This is a genomic window from Neobacillus sp. 114, assembly GCF_030127045.1.
In the GTDB taxonomy this organism is placed as follows: Bacteria; Bacillota; Bacilli; order Bacillales; family Cytobacillaceae; genus Neobacillus; species Neobacillus rhizophilus.
Window position 1 is genome coordinate 5,544,025 of the sequence record NZ_CP126144.1, and the last position, 17,330, is coordinate 5,561,354.

At 41.1% G+C, this 17,330-nt stretch carries 11 protein-coding genes; 1 reads left to right on the top strand and 10 read right to left on the bottom strand.

Features of this window, described 5'->3' with window-relative positions; all coding sequences use genetic code 11:
* Positions 1 to 90: 90 nt before the first annotated feature.
* The 8 genes from QNN06_RS27335 to QNN06_RS27370 all read right to left on the bottom strand — a co-directional run bounded on the left by QNN06_RS27335 (position 91) and on the right by QNN06_RS27370 (position 11,261).
* On the bottom strand, positions 91 to 1,059 hold the full coding sequence (locus QNN06_RS27335; protein ID WP_284036325.1) for a hypothetical protein: 969 nt from the start codon (positions 1,057 to 1,059) through the stop codon (positions 91 to 93).
* 245 nt (positions 1,060 to 1,304) lie between these two features.
* Positions 1,305 to 2,042 (bottom strand): Ig-like domain-containing protein, encoded by a 738-nt coding sequence (locus QNN06_RS27340; RefSeq protein ID WP_213117652.1) that lies wholly within the window; start codon positions 2,040 to 2,042, stop codon positions 1,305 to 1,307.
* A 356-nt stretch (positions 2,043 to 2,398) separates the two neighbouring features.
* On the bottom strand, positions 2,399 to 4,648 hold the full coding sequence (locus QNN06_RS27345; protein WP_284036326.1) for a multiheme c-type cytochrome: 2,250 nt from the start codon (positions 4,646 to 4,648) through the stop codon (positions 2,399 to 2,401).
* A gap of 296 nt (positions 4,649 to 4,944) precedes the next feature.
* Positions 4,945 to 6,843, bottom strand: a complete 1,899-nt coding sequence (locus tag QNN06_RS27350) for a cytochrome c3 family protein (RefSeq protein ID WP_284036327.1) — start codon at positions 6,841 to 6,843, stop codon at positions 4,945 to 4,947.
* A gap of 117 nt (positions 6,844 to 6,960) precedes the next feature.
* The gene (locus QNN06_RS27355) at positions 6,961 to 7,929 is read right to left on the bottom strand and encodes a 6-bladed beta-propeller (protein WP_213117649.1); all 969 of its coding nucleotides are present in this window, start codon (positions 7,927 to 7,929) and stop codon (positions 6,961 to 6,963) included.
* 19 nt (positions 7,930 to 7,948) lie between these two features.
* Positions 7,949 to 8,644: a tetratricopeptide repeat protein gene (locus QNN06_RS27360; protein ID WP_213117648.1), complete on the bottom strand. Its 696-nt coding sequence runs from the start codon at positions 8,642 to 8,644 to the stop codon at positions 7,949 to 7,951.
* Positions 8,645 to 8,673: 29 nt separating this feature from the next.
* Positions 8,674 to 9,837 carry a cytochrome c3 family protein gene (locus tag QNN06_RS27365; RefSeq protein ID WP_213117647.1) on the bottom strand — a complete coding sequence of 388 codons (1,164 nt, stop codon included), beginning with the start codon at positions 9,835 to 9,837 and terminating at the stop codon, positions 8,674 to 8,676.
* Positions 9,838 to 9,860: 23 nt separating this feature from the next.
* Positions 9,861 to 11,261 carry a NapC/NirT family cytochrome c gene (locus tag QNN06_RS27370; RefSeq protein WP_213117646.1) on the bottom strand — a complete coding sequence of 467 codons (1,401 nt, stop codon included), beginning with the start codon at positions 11,259 to 11,261 and terminating at the stop codon, positions 9,861 to 9,863.
* A gap of 486 nt (positions 11,262 to 11,747) precedes the next feature.
* On the opposite strand from QNN06_RS27370, the gene secA reads away from it, so the two are divergent.
* Positions 11,748 to 14,258, top strand: a complete 2,511-nt coding sequence (gene secA / locus QNN06_RS27375) for a preprotein translocase subunit SecA (protein ID WP_213117645.1) — start codon at positions 11,748 to 11,750, stop codon at positions 14,256 to 14,258.
* Between the two features lie 333 nt (positions 14,259 to 14,591).
* Here secA and QNN06_RS27380 read toward each other — a convergent pair whose 3' ends face one another.
* Together QNN06_RS27380 and QNN06_RS27385 are read right to left on the bottom strand one after the other, a co-directional pair.
* Positions 14,592 to 15,971: a DUF5667 domain-containing protein gene (locus QNN06_RS27380; RefSeq protein ID WP_284036328.1), complete on the bottom strand. Its 1,380-nt coding sequence runs from the start codon at positions 15,969 to 15,971 to the stop codon at positions 14,592 to 14,594.
* Between the two features lie 413 nt (positions 15,972 to 16,384).
* Positions 16,385 to 17,233, bottom strand: coding sequence for a DUF1028 domain-containing protein (locus QNN06_RS27385; protein ID WP_284036329.1), 849 nt, complete (start codon positions 17,231 to 17,233; stop codon positions 16,385 to 16,387).
* Between the last annotated feature and the right edge of the window lie 97 nt (positions 17,234 to 17,330).

The following is a 17,330-nucleotide window of genomic DNA, read 5'->3' on the forward strand; positions in this document are numbered from 1 at the left end:
CAAATAGCTTGTATATTAAATGCTAAAAAAGGGGCTACCAAAAAGCCAAATTTTTTGGAAAGCCCCTTTATCTATTTTTCCGTTAGTAAATTAATTTGCACTACGTGAATCTTCGTAACTGCCCTTTGAGTGACAGGTTGCACACTTCGAATGGATGTCCTTATGGACAGTATCCCTGGAGTGACAGGACGTACAAGATGTATTTTTATCTTTTATCGCTTGCACCACTGCAGGATTCGTACTTTGGTGACAAGTATTGCAAGTGATCGGGTTGCCATTTGCATCTTGTCTGCCATCGCGGGCATGTTCGTGCGTTAGTGATTTTGCGTGGCATCCTGTACAATCCGGTTCATTATTTGCCTTATGAAGTTCCGGAATATCGTGATTGTTCAAAAGTCTGGTTGGTGTAGACTGATATCCTGTATAGCCTTTGACCTGTGATCCTGGCTGGTGGCAGAGGATACAGTCATTCATTTCACGATTCTCCGTTACCCTTAATGGCATTGTAGCATCAACATTGGTTGGTTGATATTTGATCGATGGTGTTGATCCGTGTGGAGCGTAAGCAAATGTCCCATCAGGGTCTTCATGGCACTGACTGCAGTTAGACGGGACGGATATATAATTGTGACAGTTATCACAACGATTGTTTGAATGTGTTCCATTAAAGTATAACTTTTTGATATGAACACTTTCTAAATCCCCATTGCTTCCCTCAATGCGATTGGCCTGGTGACAGGAAGTACAGTTGGAAATATTTGAATCCTTCATATCTGGGTAGGTATTGGTATAGAATTTCCACTCTTTATTAATAGATGTACCTGACAGGTCGGACGCTGCGATGGAAACAGTATGGTAAGCTTCATTTTCCAAGGCGTCAGAAGGAGTGTAGCTTACTAAACCGGAACCTGCATCATAGGTGAAACCAACAGGGTGTCCATCCAATTTAAATATGATGGAATCGCCATTAATTGTGCCGTTTGGCGATGTTATTGTTGCAGAAATCGCTGGTTTTAGATTCTTAACACCGTATTTAAAAGGAATGGCATTCGAAACCACTGGTTTGACAGAGACAGTAAATTTCCAGTTGCGGGTGATGCTGTTACCTAATTTGTCTTCTGTATATAAGGACAGGGTGTGTTGACCATTTCGAATCGTACCGGTGTACGTAATGTAAGCAGTTTTCCTGGATGTAACAACATAATCATCATCATAATCGGAATAACCTTCATATTTAAAATCAAAATCTACGGGTGTTCCGTCTAATGTTAAACTTCCGTTATCTTTGATATCCGTTAAATCTTTTAATTTTGTGAAATATTCAAGTTGCTGTAGTCAATCGTAGCGCCGTCTTTTAAGCCGCTAAAATATTCAAGGGCTGGCGCTGTGTTATCAACAACAAAACTCCAGGTTTTTGTACTTAAATTACCATTCATATCTTTTACTTCCAGAGCCGCAGTGTAACTGCCACTGGCAAAATTTCTGTTATATGTTACAGTACCAGTTTCGGAGTTAAAATTTAATGAAGCAGTACTCACATAACTATTATTTATTTTGAGCTTTACGGAACTCCAGTCCACTGCTGTGTTATCCTTAACCGTTGCAGATAATTGACCCAAGTTGGCCTGCTCACTTTTATCTGCAGGACTAAGATTGCTGAACTTTGGCGCTTCCTTTACAATAAATGACCAGGAATCATTAAGAGTGTTCCCAGCATTGTCATTGATGCTGACTTCTACCGTGTTGGTTCCATCCTTTAAATCGGATGCTTTATAGAAGATAGTCCCATCCTTGCGTTCGACTTTATAGGAAAATTGCGCATTTACCTGAGTGCCGTTTATTTTCATGCTCAAGCTTTGGTCGTCCAAATCATTTGCACTTTTTACATAGGTAGATATATCCGGATTTGAAACGGTTGTCGTACCATTACTGGAAGGCTTGTAATTCGAAAAGTTGTTACTTAAAGCGGAAACATAAAATGTGCTTAGCATCAATAAAGCAGCAATAAACACCACGCTGATACCAACCGATTTACGACTCATCTTAAAACTCCCCCATTTTGTGAGACATGTTTTGTCTCTCTTCTCTATTTACTCTTCTTTAAACCAAATGACATTTCCCACCCTATCCCCCCTTTCTTTTATTGATTAAAAAAGATCTACAATTAGTAGATCTAATTCACTAATTTTGTATAATACAATGTATTTAATAACAGAAAAACATACCGTAATGAGGAGTTCTCAATTTAAATATAAACCTGCAAAAATATCCACATTAAGTCTTTTGGCTTATGTGAGGAGATTTTTATGGGTATTTATACCCATAAAAAAGATGCTAATATTATTTTCTTTCCCAAACGCACAAAAACGAGAGGAAATTTCCCTCTCGTTTTTTACGGCTACTTCTTAGGTGCATGGGCGGCCTCGATAAATGAGTTATTGGTGCTATGGCATTTGGAACATGCCTGATCAATATCATTTTTATTATGGCCAACAATTGAATTGATGGCCTGACCTGCATCATCATAAATCGCATTGCCCTTTATACCGTAAATTTCAGTTGACCCATTATGGCATTTGGTACAGAACTCCCGTTCATTTACCGCATTCCATTTCGTCCCTGAAGTTCTATATTTATCAGTTACCGTTGGATTATTACCCAATACTTCCCGCAAATTATACAGATTGTTCGATCCATGTGTTTCATGGCATTCCGCACATGGGATTGGGCCATTTAATTGGCTGCCATCTCTTTGAGTGGTTGCATTCATCGGAATGCTAAAATTATGGCCAGAATTGGCGTCAAGATAAAAGGATTCGATATCTGAACTAACCTTATTTTGTTTTTTCTTTTCAAGATTATGACACCTTAAGCATAAGGAATAATCTCCGATGGTTTTGGTTGGAACTTCAAGGTCTGTTGATTTATTAATTTTTGTAGTTTCATTGCCTACTGCAGTGAAAGACTTGTTATATTTAAGTAATTCGTACATTCCTTTATCTGCAGGTATAGCTGCAAATTCGATAGTATTATCATGACAAGTTTCACAAGATGTATCCAAACTGTCCACCGTTAATGGGGTAGCTCCCATTTTCTCTTGATCTTCCGAATTATGTTTATAGACATAATGGTCCTTCAACAAATTCGGGTTTTCCTCTGACCATTCCGCATGAGGGTTATGACAGCTGGTGCATGATGTTGCATCCTTTAAATTGTCCTTTCCAGTTGATGAATACTCAACCGGATTATCATGATGGTATTGGCTTGTAATCCCATCAATCAGTGGTGCGTTGGTAGTCCCGTCGTGGCAAGCCATACAATAGTTTTGTGAATCTTTACCATTTAACTGTTCATTAAAATCAATAAGATAGGAGCCGCCTTCCCGGCCTGAAGTTAGTTTACTTTTTGTATCCAGTTTGTCAAACGGTGAATCAGTATGCGTGCTGTGACAGGATGCACACATATTCGTATTCAACATGTAATGTTCATGAGGATTTGACGATGTGTGTTTTTGCTCGTCAATATCATCCCAATCAGCATTTGTTTTGGTTGTAATTTTGAAAAACTTCGTAAATACCGGATTGTCCAAATCATCAGCAAGTTCGGGATCTAGGTACACCAGATAGGTCCTGTTAATTTTTAATTCACCAGCAGCAGGAGTAAAGGTGATATCGTAATAATATTTATTATTTTTTAAAACTGGCTCACCGATTTGAGTCGTTCCTTTAATAGTATCCGTGCCCAATATTACATTGATAGGGTTATAGCTTCCAGTGTCAATTTTGCTTTTAAGCTGATCCATTCTTTGGTCGTCAACAACAGTTATTTTGATTTTCGCATTAAGCGGAACGCTGGTTAAATCTTCGGACTTTTTTTCCGAATTGTCTGGGAAGATAATTTTTGTATCGCCGATGTATGGTCTAGTTAAAGCCAGGATAAAGGACGTTGTTGCACTAGCAATTTCACCTGTTACCTTATCGGTCATTTCCATTGAAACTGTGTGGGTACCTTCCGGCAATGTCTTTGTTGAAAAAGACCACTTTTTTGGCGAGCTTGTTTCATCAAAATTCCAATCGCCTGCATTGGCGGACGAATCGGAAATCTTCTTGCCATTTTCTAATAGGGTAAACATCAAGTTAGTTTGTGGTACATCAGCAGTATAGGTTCCTAAGATTAGAATATTTGTTGAATCAAAAACTTCAGATGGTGATGGTGTCGTTATGGAAATTGCAGGTTTTACAGTTACCGTTGGTATTTTTATTATAAAAGCGATAGATGCCGTTGCAGGATTGGATGTTGATGATGATGATAATTCTTCCAACTTAATAGTAATAGCATGATCTCCTTCTGATAAAGCGGATGTAGAAAAAGTCCATTTGTGACTTGTTTCATCAATCTGCCAATTGGAATCTGCAATTTCGACTCCATCCTCAGAAGCGGTAAATGACAATTCGGACTTTGGAAACTCAGAAGTATATGAGCCTGAAATAACAACATTTTTAGTAGAAAGTTCCTCATTCGGGACAGGGGACTCAATTGTTATGGCAGGATCACTGGCAGAGTATGCATCAATGGACGGAAACGACAGAATCGTAGTTCCTAAAAGCAGAACGATCAAGAAAATATAAATATAGGATTTATTATACAAGGGGAAGACTTTCACCAGATATCATCTCGCTTATTATGGATTTATGTATTTAATGTAGGTTGTAGAGTTATATATAGGGATTACACATCTATTATAGCAGTGAAGATAGGCGGAAATTGAGGCAGAAATAAAGCAATTTATTGACGATATTTTGTCAAAAAGTTTGACAATTTTGTGTCAGATATAGGATAATAAAATTAAAGCAAGGCAACAAAAATTGCTGCCCTGCTCTTTGTGAGAATTAAAATATACTATTTCAAAAGCTAACAAGTAGTGGCGCTATTTGTTGGCTTTTTTTATTCTCTAGTACCTGGTTGACCTGGTTTTAATGGAGCTTCACCGTCGTCATATTGAACTCCGGCATCATTAACAACAGCATGAGAACCATAAATTGTGCTTGTAGGTCCATCAATTGCTTCATTGGCAGGGTTGTTGATGAACTGACCGCCAGAACCGTGACAAGCATAACATACTGACATACCAGTGTAACGTTTTAATGCAGAAGATGGGTTAGGATCTACATAATAGTCTAACTTTCCTGCATGATCGCCTTCAAAGTAAGATTCATCGTTGGAATCTTTCATGATTGTAGCATCAGTACCGTGACCGTAGTGGCAGCGTACGCAAGTTAGGTTATCCTTGCCAGTTGTATGGCGGTGTGCTTGAGTATAAGTACCGGTTAAGTTAGTACGTACGGTAGACAAATAGTCAGTGTGACAAGATGCACAGTATTTGCTCATTTCTGTACCACTGTCATAAATATAATTTGTGTAACCACTATCAAATAGTGATCTAATATTAGTTGTAGTTTCAACATCAATACCTAAAGAGATTTGTGCCTTAGAAACAGCATCTACAGCTGTGGCAGCACCAAATGCAAATCCATCTCTCCAAACAATTGTAAGACCTGTAGCAGGAGCACCAGTTAAGACTGTATTAGCTGCCTCACGGCTGGAACCTCTTAACCATAGGGAGAAGTCTCTAACATAAGCTTTGCCAGTCCATCTGTAGGTTTGGATAACCTTTTGGCCTACCTGAACATTTGCACGAGAATACATGTAACCTTCTTTTGTTTTATCTGTAGAAAGGTCAGCAGCTGTTATAGTTTTCTTAGCAACAACGTATGGCTTAATGAATGATGCTAATGCAGCTGAATTGGCATCTAAATCGATGATTGTAAGATCCTTGAATAATTTACCGTTTAAAGAATCTTTTTGAGCATCAGTTGCACCATCAAGTGTTACACCCGTAGGTAATGCTTTGTACTCAACTCCGCCCCAGCCTAGTGGGTCCATGTTTAAGTTATTTTCCATTGTAGAACCTGCTCCGTGCGGTGCGTGGCAGCTTGCACAGTTAAATTCTCCACCCCATACTGCTTGTGATTTACCTCCACCAGGAGCAGCACTTACAGTAATTGAGCCGTCTGATTGGTGAAGTGAACCGTTGTGTGCGGAATCAGTACTAATGTTAAAAGTACCAGCAATTTCTTTTGTAGTTTCTGCAGATGATGTTGCAAATGCGTTATATGCACCAGTTGTACCATCATGACAAGCAGAACATGTGCTGTATACGCCATCTTTAAACAATAAAGCTTCACCTTGGGCAGCGGTGTGCGTTTGGTGACAGGCCGCGCAAGAGTTTGTGTTGTTTTGGTAGAAACCGTGCTTATTGCCGCCTTTGCTGGCAGCGCCAGGTAAACCGGTATGGTTGGCGTTCACAAGCCCTGAACCGTCAACGTCTACCATTTCAGGATCATCAGAAACGTTATACAATTTCTTATTAGTATCATTTACAGTTGTGACACCGTATTTTGTTTCAGTAGCTACTTCCTTGGCAGGATCTGTAACATCAACCAGGACAAATTTGTAAATAACACCAAGTTGGAAATTAACATTATCCGGTGTAACAGTAACTGTTACATACTCACCCGCAGCACCAGTTGGTTCTGGATGTGGAGCTACCGCTGTTTTAACAGGAGATGAATACAATGCATCAGTATAACCATCTTCATTTGAATAAACTTTTACAGTGAAATCTTTAGCTTTATCGCTAGTGTTAATAAATTTAAATGACCAGCCGCTGTTGTCGCCAGTCAAGCTGCCCCAATAGGCGCCTCTAGCAAATACAGAAGTGCTGAGTATTCCCACTAGAATAATCGTTAAGACTAGTGAGAAGCTGAATTTAAACTTACTCATTCCAGAAAACCTCCCTGTTTTCTCGCTCTTTTCTCTTTTTCTCTCTCTCTCTATTAATCTTAAAACCTGCTCTTTTCCTCTATTTAAGGCATCACCTCCTAAAATGCAATAAGTGTTTTAGTAATAAAAACCTACCCTGGCGTTTACGGTATCTGTAATTAATACTTCTCCTTTATCATCCACAAATAATCCGTTTGGAAGATAAAACTGGTTCTTATCGCTTCCAATACCGCCAAATTGGAAAATTTGCTTTCCATCCTTGTCAAAGCCATAAACATAATGGGTCATGTTATCGACCATTAACAGCGTACCGTTTGAAGCAACCCCAATTCCTCGTGGATTAACAAACTTGGAGCTGCCCTTATTGTCTGCTGAGCCATTGATAGTGCGCTTATATTTTCCAGTTTTATCATAGACAACCAGTCGTTGCTTTCCTGTATCGGAGACATAAATATTTTTGTCATCGTCAATGGTCACTGCATTCGGCGCATTGAGAAGGTCTTCTTTTCCCGTTACACTAGTGATCTCAAGCATTTTTTTGCCTTTTAAATCAAAAACTACAACTCTATTATTTGGAATATCAGTTACATAAAGCTGATTGTTATATATCCGTAAACCTCCTGGACCTTTTAATTGATCTGCTTTATCGGCCACTTCAAAGTATTTGATGAATTTCCCCTTTTCATTAAAGATGGATATATTGGCATTGTATAGGTCCGCCACATAGATGTTTCCATCCTTATCCCCGGCAATGCCGTAAGGAAATTCGAATTGTCCTTTATCAGTGCCTTCCTTGCCGAATTTAAAAACTGGCGTGCCAGACCTATCAAAAACCTGAACCTGTTTGTGATTTGTGTCAGTCACATAAACGAATTCTCCAACTTTTGTTACATCCATCGGTTTCTCAAGAGGATCATTCAAATCCCCTTGGATATAGTAACTCAATGTTGGTTGCCCGCCAGTCTTCAAATTATCTGCTACTTTTATTGCGTCATCCTGAAGATGGAAAAAGTAGATGACTGCAAACAGCACGATGCTAAGTGCCACTATGGATCCCATCCATATATAGGTGGTCTTCTTTTTCATGGCATTTCCATCTCCTTCACTATTTGTTTTTAGACTTTATTCGATCCAATGCTTTGATTGCTGGTTTAAAGGTAGGGTCGTAAGAAAGTGATTCTTTGTAGATATCCTCTGCCTCTTTTAGCTTTCCTTGGTCTTCGGCCACTAAGCCAGTCTCATAAATAACATCTGTATTGCCCGGTTTGAAACGATTTGCTTGTTCCAATGCCGCTGTTGCTTCTTTATACATTTTTAGCTTTCTATAGCTTCTAGCTTTTAGTAGAAGACTTTTATAGTCCTGCGGTGCCAGCTTTGCAGCCTTGGTGGCCATTTGAAGTGCATCGTCCGTTCTATTCTCTTGATCATATACAATCGCCAAGTTTAAATAGGCTGCATAAAAATTTTTATCCAAGTTCTTTGCAGTTTGATATTCCTTGATGGCGTTACTATTGTCACCTTTTAGGAAGTAGGTATATCCTAGCTGAACCCTTAAGCTCGGATCATTTGGTTTTTGCTCCACAAGTGTTTTATTATAGGCCAATTGTTTGGCAATTTCGTCATCCTTCTGGTTCCACAAGTATTTTTCACTAATGTAATAGCCTGCAGATAAACATATTGCCAAGGTTCCCACAAGGAGGATAAGGGATTGCCACCATTTAAAACGGTCACTTTTTACTTTAATTTCTTTTTGGGAGCTTCTCGTAGGTTCCTGGGCATTAGGCTGTATTTGCGCTTCCATATTCGCCCTCCTAATCTGGTTAATTACCATTATTCTTTATGACACGATTCACATTTTGGCCTGTTGTGACAGGTGTAGCACTGTTCAGTCGGCGCTGTAACCCCATTAATATTAATTGGGTGACGTTCCTTAAAGTTCTTGCCATCATGCATGGCCGGGTGACAGCTGCTGCATGCAACGGTCTTACTATCATTAAAGCCTGTTTTTTGGTAATCGTGGCAGGCAAGACATTTTTCCTTGCTATTTTTTGCAATTGCACCGTGTATATTGACAAATCCTTTTACGTGGGTTTCCGGTTTTGTCGTGTGACAATTCTGGCAAAAAGTATTTTCTTTTGCATAGTCTTGAGCGGATATTTGTTTTGATTTGTTCGCTCCATTACTTAAAAATTGCTGTGAAGCCGGAACCTCTTTTATGCCTTCTACTTCTGTTTCGGACATAAGTCCATGGCATTTATTGCAACTTTTAATATCCTCTTTTGCTAAAGTGCCATGATTTTTTGTTTTGAAATCAGCCTTCTTGTGCGATTTAGGCTCCATTCCTGCATTATGGCATGTCTCACATTTATTGGAGACATTGCGTAGCTCGTGGCACTCCATACAGGTTTCCATTTTGGGACTTGTAAATTTGACATCGCTCATCATCGACTTTCCAAGTGTGTCATCCCACTTTTCATAGTCCGATTTAAACGTCACATTTCGTTCTGCAATTTTCCCGTGTGCAACCCCGCTATGACACTGGGTACATTTAATATCTTTTGCCAAGTGCTTATCATGTGGAATAATCAGGTCGCCAGAAGATGTAACTTCTCGCGTTTCCATGTTATGACACTTTTCACAAGCAGAATTGGGTATGTTTTTTGGCATTTGAATTGGAGCAGTATAGGCATCAGCAGTTTTTTTATAAAGCTGTGCTAATCCGTTTGCTTTTGCCTTAGTGAGATTCTCTACTCCCTCCCCAATATGGCAGTTAACGCATTCCACTTCGCTGTGCGTGGAGGCCTTCCACGTATAGTACTCAGGTTTCATCTCATGACATGATGAGCAAAACTTCGAGCTAGATGTTGCTTCTAGCCCTGAAAATCCAAGAAAGAAAAACAGGGCTAGAAAAAACAGTGTCAGCGTCAAAAATTTAAATCCCTTGTAACGAAAACGGGGAGGGGCCGATCGTTCTTGCTTTTGCTCTTCATCCATATAGCGACCCTCCTGTCAATTTATTAGTTTTTTACATCCGACTTAAAGCCAGTTCTATGACAGTATTGACAATAAACATCTGTAGGTGCCTTGGCACTAGTTGAATCGGCAGCCGGTTTTTCACGATCGTGACAGACAAAACATTCTGCCTTTTGGTCTGCTGTTTTTGCTTGGCTGGCGTGAGCAGTCAGCCATTGATCGCTCTCACCGTGCCCTGCTGGCCGGTCTGCGTGGCAAGCAGCGCAAAACTTATTGGTACGGGCCTGGTCTTTTGCAAGAGTAACGTTAGGCGTGTATATTACTTTTTCATTGCCCATTTTGAGCAAGGAAATGATGTCTTCCTTCGGAATTTCTCTTATCCACTTGGAATCCTGGTGGCAGTTCATACATTGATCCAGCTTTAGAATGGCTGTCGTACCGTGGTTCTGATTCCAATCAACTGCTTTATGCGTTTTAGGAATGTTTAATTTTTTATGACAGGTTTCACAGGACATTGAGATTTTAACGTCTTTTTGCTGCTTACCGATTGCTTGTAAAATTAGCTCCTGCGTTTTTTCTTCATGTGCCTTTGCTAATTCTTCAGCCGTTCCGCTTCCGGGAGTTCCTTCTGCAGGTTTTGCTGTTGTTTCCTTCGCAGTTTCACTGACTGATTCTTTTTTAGTTTCATCAATCTTTTTCTCAACTTCCTCCGGATTCGGCGGAACAAGGTAAGAAACATCTTTCCAAGGCTTTTCGCCATTGTTCACTTTGTCATGACAATCGATACAGGTACCCATGTTCGGGCGCAAGTATTTCTTTTCCATGATTTTTTCAGCTGTTTCTTTCGTGAAATCGCCGCGAACCTCATCTGTGTTGATGCCGCGGGCTGCCATTTTGGCGTGAACCACACCGGCGTGGCAAGAGATACATGGAATGCCTTCATCAATATGCCCTTTGTGGTTAACCTTTAGGTCACCGGATGCAGTGACAAGGCGGTTCTTGGAGTGGCATTGCATACAGTTTTCGTTAGATACGACTTCTTCTTCAGTTTGGACAATTTGTTTTGGCACCCCTGTGACATGATAATAAACTTCCTTCAGGGATTTCACTTTGTGTGTAAGCATATTGATTGTCCCTGGTTTGATATGGCACTGGACGCAAGTGATATTATTGTGGGCACTTGCCGTGAATGTAGAATATTCCGGCGCCATTTCGTGACAGCTTGAACAAAAAGTCGGCGAGTTGGTTAAAGTAAGAGCGCCATAACTTCCCCCGCCGACAACAATCAACCCAATTAGTGAAATGAACATGACTTTCCAGCGTGTGACCGGATCCTTCCAATCTATGTTTCTAAGCTTTTGCCAAAGCTTGCGAAAAAGGCCAGCTTTTCTATCTTCTCTTGCATCGGGATTGGTTTCTTTTTTCTTTTTCCCCCAAAAGGCCATTTTCCTCACCCTTCCCATATTTAATTGGTTCTCTATTTATTTTCCTTTGCTACCTCTCTAAAGGTAGTATCTTACATTAAAAAGAAGAATCCAATGTACAATTTGTGAATATTTTTACATTCACAGAATTGCTACAATTCACTAGATAAACAACATACAAACGTTGTAATCTAGCGGTTTAGTTAACAATATACACAGAGTGATAAGATGTATTAGAACTAATTTTTATGCATATTATTTTTAAAATATACAAATAGCCATAGACTCTAAAAGGCAAACCAAAAGTTCTATGCATTTTTCATGGATTTGTCATAATTGAAGCGGATAATAGGACGTATGTCCGGGAATTTCCGCTGAGTTTCTTCCATTGTTGTCACCTGCATAGTGAAAATGGTAAGATTAAATAGGAAAATTAGAGATTTTTATTGGATTCACTTTTTCAAAAAATGCTTTTGAGTCTCAGATAAAAGGAGCGTTTCATCAAATATGGGGATTTTAAATAAAGTGTTTGACCTAAATAAACGTGAGCTGAAACGGCTGGACAAGCTGGCTGCAAAAATTGATGCGATTGCCTCGGAAACAGAACGTTTAACTGACGAGCAGCTACGTGAAAAGACGGAAGAGTTCAAGGCCCGCTACCAAAAGGGCGAAACGCTTGATGACCTATTGGTTGAGGCGTTTGCGGTTGTCCGTGAGGGTGCCCGCCGCGTGCTTGGCCTTTATCCATACCATGTTCAGCTGATGGGGGGTATTTCTCTCCATGAGGGTAATATTTCCGAAATGAAGACCGGTGAAGGTAAAACATTAACGGCGACAATGCCGGTTTACTTAAATGCTTTGTCCGGAAAAGGCGTGCATGTTATCACGGTCAACGAATATCTGGCAAGCCGCGACGCAACCGAAATGGGCCAGTTGTATGAATTTTTAGGACTGACCGTTGGATTGAACTTAAACAGCATGGATAAGGATGAAAAACAAGCTGCTTATGCCTGCGATATTACGTATGGTACGAACAACGAGTTCGGCTTCGATTACCTGCGTGATAACATGGTCCTATACAAAGAGCAAAAGGTTCAGCGCCCTCTTTATTTTGCCGTCATTGACGAGGTCGACTCGATCTTAATTGACGAGGCGCGGACACCGCTGATTATCTCAGGCTCTGCCCAGAAGTCGACGGTTCTTTATATGCAAGCGAATGCGTTTGTACGGACGTTGGCGAAGGACGTTGATTATACGTACGATGAAAAAACAAAAGCTGTTATGCTGACCGAAGAGGGTATCAGCAAATCAGAGAAAGCATTTGGCATTGAAAACTTGTTTGATATTTCTCATGTAACATTGAACCATCATATTAACCAAGCGCTAAAGGCGATTGTGACGATGCACCTAGATGTCGATTATGTCGTGCAGGATGGCGAAATTGTCATCGTTGACCAATTTACTGGCCGTCTGATGAAGGGCCGTCGTTACAGCGAGGGCTTGCACCAGGCGATTGAAGCCAAGGAAGGCGTCGAAATACAAAACGAAAGTATGACGATGGCGACCATTACGTTCCAGAACTACTTCCGGATGTATGAAAAATTATCCGGTATGACTGGTACGGCGAAAACGGAAGAAGAAGAATTCCGCAACATTTATAATATGAACGTTATCGTCATTCCGACAAACCGCCCGATTGCTCGTGATGACCGTGCAGATTTAATTTACGCATCAATGGAAGGCAAGTTCCGCGCCGTTGTTGAAGATATTGCCGAGCGCCATCAAAAGGGACAGCCTGTGCTTGTAGGTACAGTCGCAATTGAGACTTCTGAACTGATTTCCCGGCTGCTTTTGAAAAAGGGTGTACGCCACAATGTCTTGAACGCGAAAAACCATGCACGTGAAGCAGAAATCATCGCTGAAGCAGGATATGCTGGTGCGGTTACGATTGCGACGAACATGGCCGGACGCGGTACCGATATTAAACTCGGCGAAGGCGTTAAAGAGCTGGGCGGACTTGCAGTAATTGGTACCGAGCGTCACGAGAGCCGCCGTATTGATAACCAGCTGCGTGGTCGTTCCGGACGTCAAGGGGATCCTGGTATTACTCAGTTCTACTTGTCCATGGAAGATGAATTGATGCGCCGCTTCGGTTCTGACAATATGAAAGCAATGATGCAAAAGCTTGGCATGGATGATACCCAGCCAATTCAAAGTAAAATGGTATCCCGTGCTGTAGAAAGTGCACAGAAACGCGTGGAGGGCAACAACTTTGACGCCCGTAAGCAGCTATTGCAATATGATGATGTACTTCGCCAGCAGCGCGAAATTATTTATACGCAGCGTGACGAAGTGCTGGAATCTGAGAATTTACGTGAAATTGTTCAAAATATGATTTTACGGTCCATTCAGCGCCACGTCGAGGTCAATGCGCCTGGGCATATGGATGAAGAAGAATGGAATCTTAAAGGGATTATCGACTTTGCCCATGCAAACCTGCTTGGGGAAGGCGACGTGACGGTTGAGGACTTGCGCGGCAAGGATCAGGAAGAGATTGTTGAATTTATCTTTGCCAAGTGTAAGGAGCACTACGATGAAAAAGAACAGCTTCTGTCTCCTGAGCAAATGCGTGAGTTCGAAAAGGTTGTTACCTTGCGAGCAGTTGATTCAAAATGGATTGACCACATCGATGCGATGGACCAGCTACGCCAAGGGATTCACCTACGGGCTTACGGACAAACGGATCCTTTACGTGAGTACCAGCATGAAGGTCTTGCAATGTTCGAGGCAATGGTTGAATCCATTGAGGATGAAGCGGCCATGTACATCCTGAAGGCGGAAATTCGTAATAACCTTGAGCGCCAAGAGGTTGCCCAGGGCCATGCCGTAAACCCGAAGGAAGACGGCGAGGCTGTTAAGAAGAAGCCGAAGCTAAATAAGGAGAATGTTGGACGGAATGACCCATGCCCTTGCGGAAGCGGGAAGAAGTATAAGAATTGCCATGGGGCAGGGAAATAATATTCGCATTTGAGATGGAGTCGGCAATTAGGTTGCCGGCTCTTTTTTTAGTTTTGTTGCAGTCGAATTAGTCCTCACTACATAAATTAGGGCTTTTACGACAAAGTTTCGGAGGGTCACAATATCATTTTAGTCATTCACGACAAAAACACGTGTTCACACGACATTAATTAGTGTAATCTGGAGTAAATTACATTTTCCTCACTTCTCTCAAAAATCTTCTGATCTCACGACATTATTTTATGACAAAAAGAGCCAAAGCGGACCGCTCTGACTCAGTGTTTATGCCCCCGGTTTAACCGAGGCCATTCTAAATTTTAAAGTTTATTAGGATTAATTATCTTCGTTCCCCTGTGAATCTTCAGCTTTTTTACCTGCACCAGCATGCTTTTGGGCAGCTTGGGCTTGTTTTTCTTGAGCTCTTTTTACGGCTGCAGCTTGTTTTTCTTGAGCTCTTTTTACAGCTTCAGCTTGTTTTTCTTGAGCTCTTTTTACAGCTTCAACTTGCTTTTCTTGAGCTCTTTTTACAGCTTCAGCTTGCTTTTCTTGAGCTCTTTTTACAGCTTCAGCTTGTTTTTCGGCAGCTTTTGCTTGAGCTGCAGCTTGGTAGTCTGCACCTTTATTTGCAGATTCCGTTTGTTGCTGGTCTGCTGTTGAAGTATCCTCGCCTTGGCTGTTTTCTTCTGTTACAGCTGTAGCTTCTTCTGTAGTTTGAGTAGTTGCTTCAACTTCAACTGCTGTTTCTGTCTCTTGTTTCTTTTGCTTTTTTAGAGCTTTACCATGTTTTTTCACGGTTGTTGTTTGATCGTCGGAAACTTTTTCTTCGATTTGCTGCACTTGTTCAGCAAAATCTGCATCTTTTTCTTCAAGCTTCGCAAACTTTTTCTCAAGTTTTACAAAAGTCTTCTGAATGTTTTTCATATGTGCTTGCTGTGCAACTGGATTTTTTATATGTGAAAGAGATGCTAATAGTGCATCGATATTATTGGCCAGTTTGCCTTCAACTGTACCTTTAGCAGCAGCTTGAGTATCATCAGTTTTTTCTACATCAGCGGTTTTTGTGTGGTCCTCTTTTTCCACATCTGCAGTTTCTGTGTCAGTGTCTTCATCAGTGGCGGTAAGCTTTTGTGCTGCCTCCTCTTGTGTTGCGACAGCATCCTTTAACACCTGCTCCGCTTCGTCCGTTTTACCATCTGCAATTAACGCGTTTGCCTCAGCGATACGTTCAGCTGCAAATCCAGCCAAAAGCTTTGCTTGTTTATAATCGTCAAATGTAAAGGCAAGGCGGATTTTTTCAGTGATGGTTTTTACAAAATAAAAGAAATCTCCAGGAACCAATGATGGTGCTTCAGCTTTTTCTTTCACTTCAGTTTGGGCCTTGTCCTCTTGTTTTACTTCGTTATCGGCTGCCACAGTTTCGTCAGCATCAATATCAGTGTCTTCTACTGTTGCTTCATCTGATGGAGTTTCAGCTTCTTCGGAAGTTGTTGTTGTTTCCGCTGCATCTGTTTGTTCAGTAGTGGTCTCATCAGTTGCGTTTTCAGTAGTTGTTGCTGTTTGATCTGTAACCTGCTCTGTAGTCGTACCTGTAACTGCAGAATCCTCCGTTGTGTCATTACCAGTAGCAAAGGCCGCTCCTGCTCCTACTGAAAAAATAAGTGATGATGCCAATACACCGCTTGTAACCAGATTTGTCAGTTTCTTGTTTATCATGTCTTGTTTTGCCTCCTTGTGAAGTTCTACTAAACTTTACGTCGGGCTTTTTTCTTTTTTGTAGGTGTTTTTTTTAAAAATTGTTAAAAGGTTACATTTACCTACGTCATCACGAAAAAACGACTATCAAATAAATGATAGCCGTCTAAGAAAGTCCTATTAAACTGAAAATTTATTACCAGATTGTATATTTGTACTTCTTCCAACATGTTTGAAAAAATAAATAGGAGCAACCTTTAAAAATGCTTTGCCCATCCTGTTTATTCCTCTAAAAGACCTATATTTCATTCTTTTCCAATTTAAATAGATTTTAAGAAAAAAACACTATGATGATAGTGAAAATTAACTAGATGATCTGGGCAGATGAAATACAGACCCAATAAAAGAACCCTCCAGTAAGTGGAGGGCCATGTTTATCTCTTGTTATTCTTCATAAATTCGAGAACTTCTAGGTCAATCCAGCCCCTCTTTTGTTCCCGCATTTCAAAGTTTTCGGTATGAATAAAAGTGGTTAGCGCCTGATAGATTTCATCATCACTGGTGTCATCGCCCGGAAGGTACCCTAACCGTTTTAAATGTTGCGTTACCTCTGTTTTAACTTTCCCTTCAACTGATGCTATTTTTTCTGGCTTAGATGTCGAAAAATAGAGCCGTTGAAGTTGATAAATTCTGATTAGTTCCTTTATTGGATCAGGGTGGTCGTCCACGCGAAGGTCGATGTACCGGTCGTTATAGCCGCCGTAGCCTCCTTTTTCTTTCACAACGTAAAGGGCGGCAGACTGTTTGCCGCGGTTGTCACCGCCCGCTTCCTGCCCGGCATCTAAGGCTGCAAGAAGCCTTTCGGCCAGCGTCCCCTCCGCTTTTTGAAATATTTCAGACATCGCTTGGACCGTTTTTTCATCAACTAAAATGTTCCCCTGCGCAGAAAAGTGTGGTCCTGTGACGCCACCGGCCCAGTTATAGCAGGCGCTTCCGGTAAATGTCGCAGCGTCGCCATTTGCATCAATGAGTCCAACCTGCCGAATTTCTTTGTCAGGGTCATCGGCAAGGATGGCTTCAAGTGTTTCTTGTGCTGACTTTCCTTGCTCCATCAGTTCAAGAGCCCTTGGGCCGTAAGCCGTATTGGCATAGGATTGGGTTGCAACCGCTCCGACTCCCGCTTTGGCCCACGGAACTACCGCTCCTACGCCTAAAAATTTAGATTGAACGGCAATTCCCCATTCTTTTTCCACTGGGTCATAACCGACGATTGAAAATGTCATTTAATTTGCCTCTCCTTTTGAAGTAATCTGCCGATATAGAGCGGATATCCGCCGAGTACGCTGTTTTATCCGCTGAATCCCGGAAATTTATGCCATA

What these genes read in the sequence shown, in the direction of transcription:
- QNN06_RS27385 (WP_284036329.1), bottom strand. Translation starts at nt 17,233, where the DNA reads ATGACATTTTCAATCGTCGGTTATGACCCAGTGGAAAAAGAATGGGGA.
- QNN06_RS27365 (WP_213117647.1), bottom strand. Translation starts at nt 9,837, where the DNA reads ATGGATGAAGAGCAAAAGCAAGAACGATCGGCCCCTCCCCGTTTTCGT.
- QNN06_RS27360 (WP_213117648.1), bottom strand. Translation starts at nt 8,644, where the DNA reads ATGGAAGCGCAAATACAGCCTAATGCCCAGGAACCTACGAGAAGCTCC.
- QNN06_RS27355 (WP_213117649.1), bottom strand. Translation starts at nt 7,929, where the DNA reads ATGAAAAAGAAGACCACCTATATATGGATGGGATCCATAGTGGCACTT.
- QNN06_RS27350 (WP_284036327.1), bottom strand. Translation starts at nt 6,843, where the DNA reads ATGAGTAAGTTTAAATTCAGCTTCTCACTAGTCTTAACGATTATTCTA.
- QNN06_RS27370 (WP_213117646.1), bottom strand. Translation starts at nt 11,261, where the DNA reads ATGGCCTTTTGGGGGAAAAAGAAAAAAGAAACCAATCCCGATGCAAGA.
- QNN06_RS27340 (WP_213117652.1), bottom strand. Translation starts at nt 2,042, where the DNA reads ATGAGTCGTAAATCGGTTGGTATCAGCGTGGTGTTTATTGCTGCTTTA.
- QNN06_RS27380 (WP_284036328.1), bottom strand. Translation starts at nt 15,971, where the DNA reads ATGATAAACAAGAAACTGACAAATCTGGTTACAAGCGGTGTATTGGCA.
- secA (WP_213117645.1), top strand. Translation starts at nt 11,748, where the DNA reads ATGGGGATTTTAAATAAAGTGTTTGACCTAAATAAACGTGAGCTGAAA.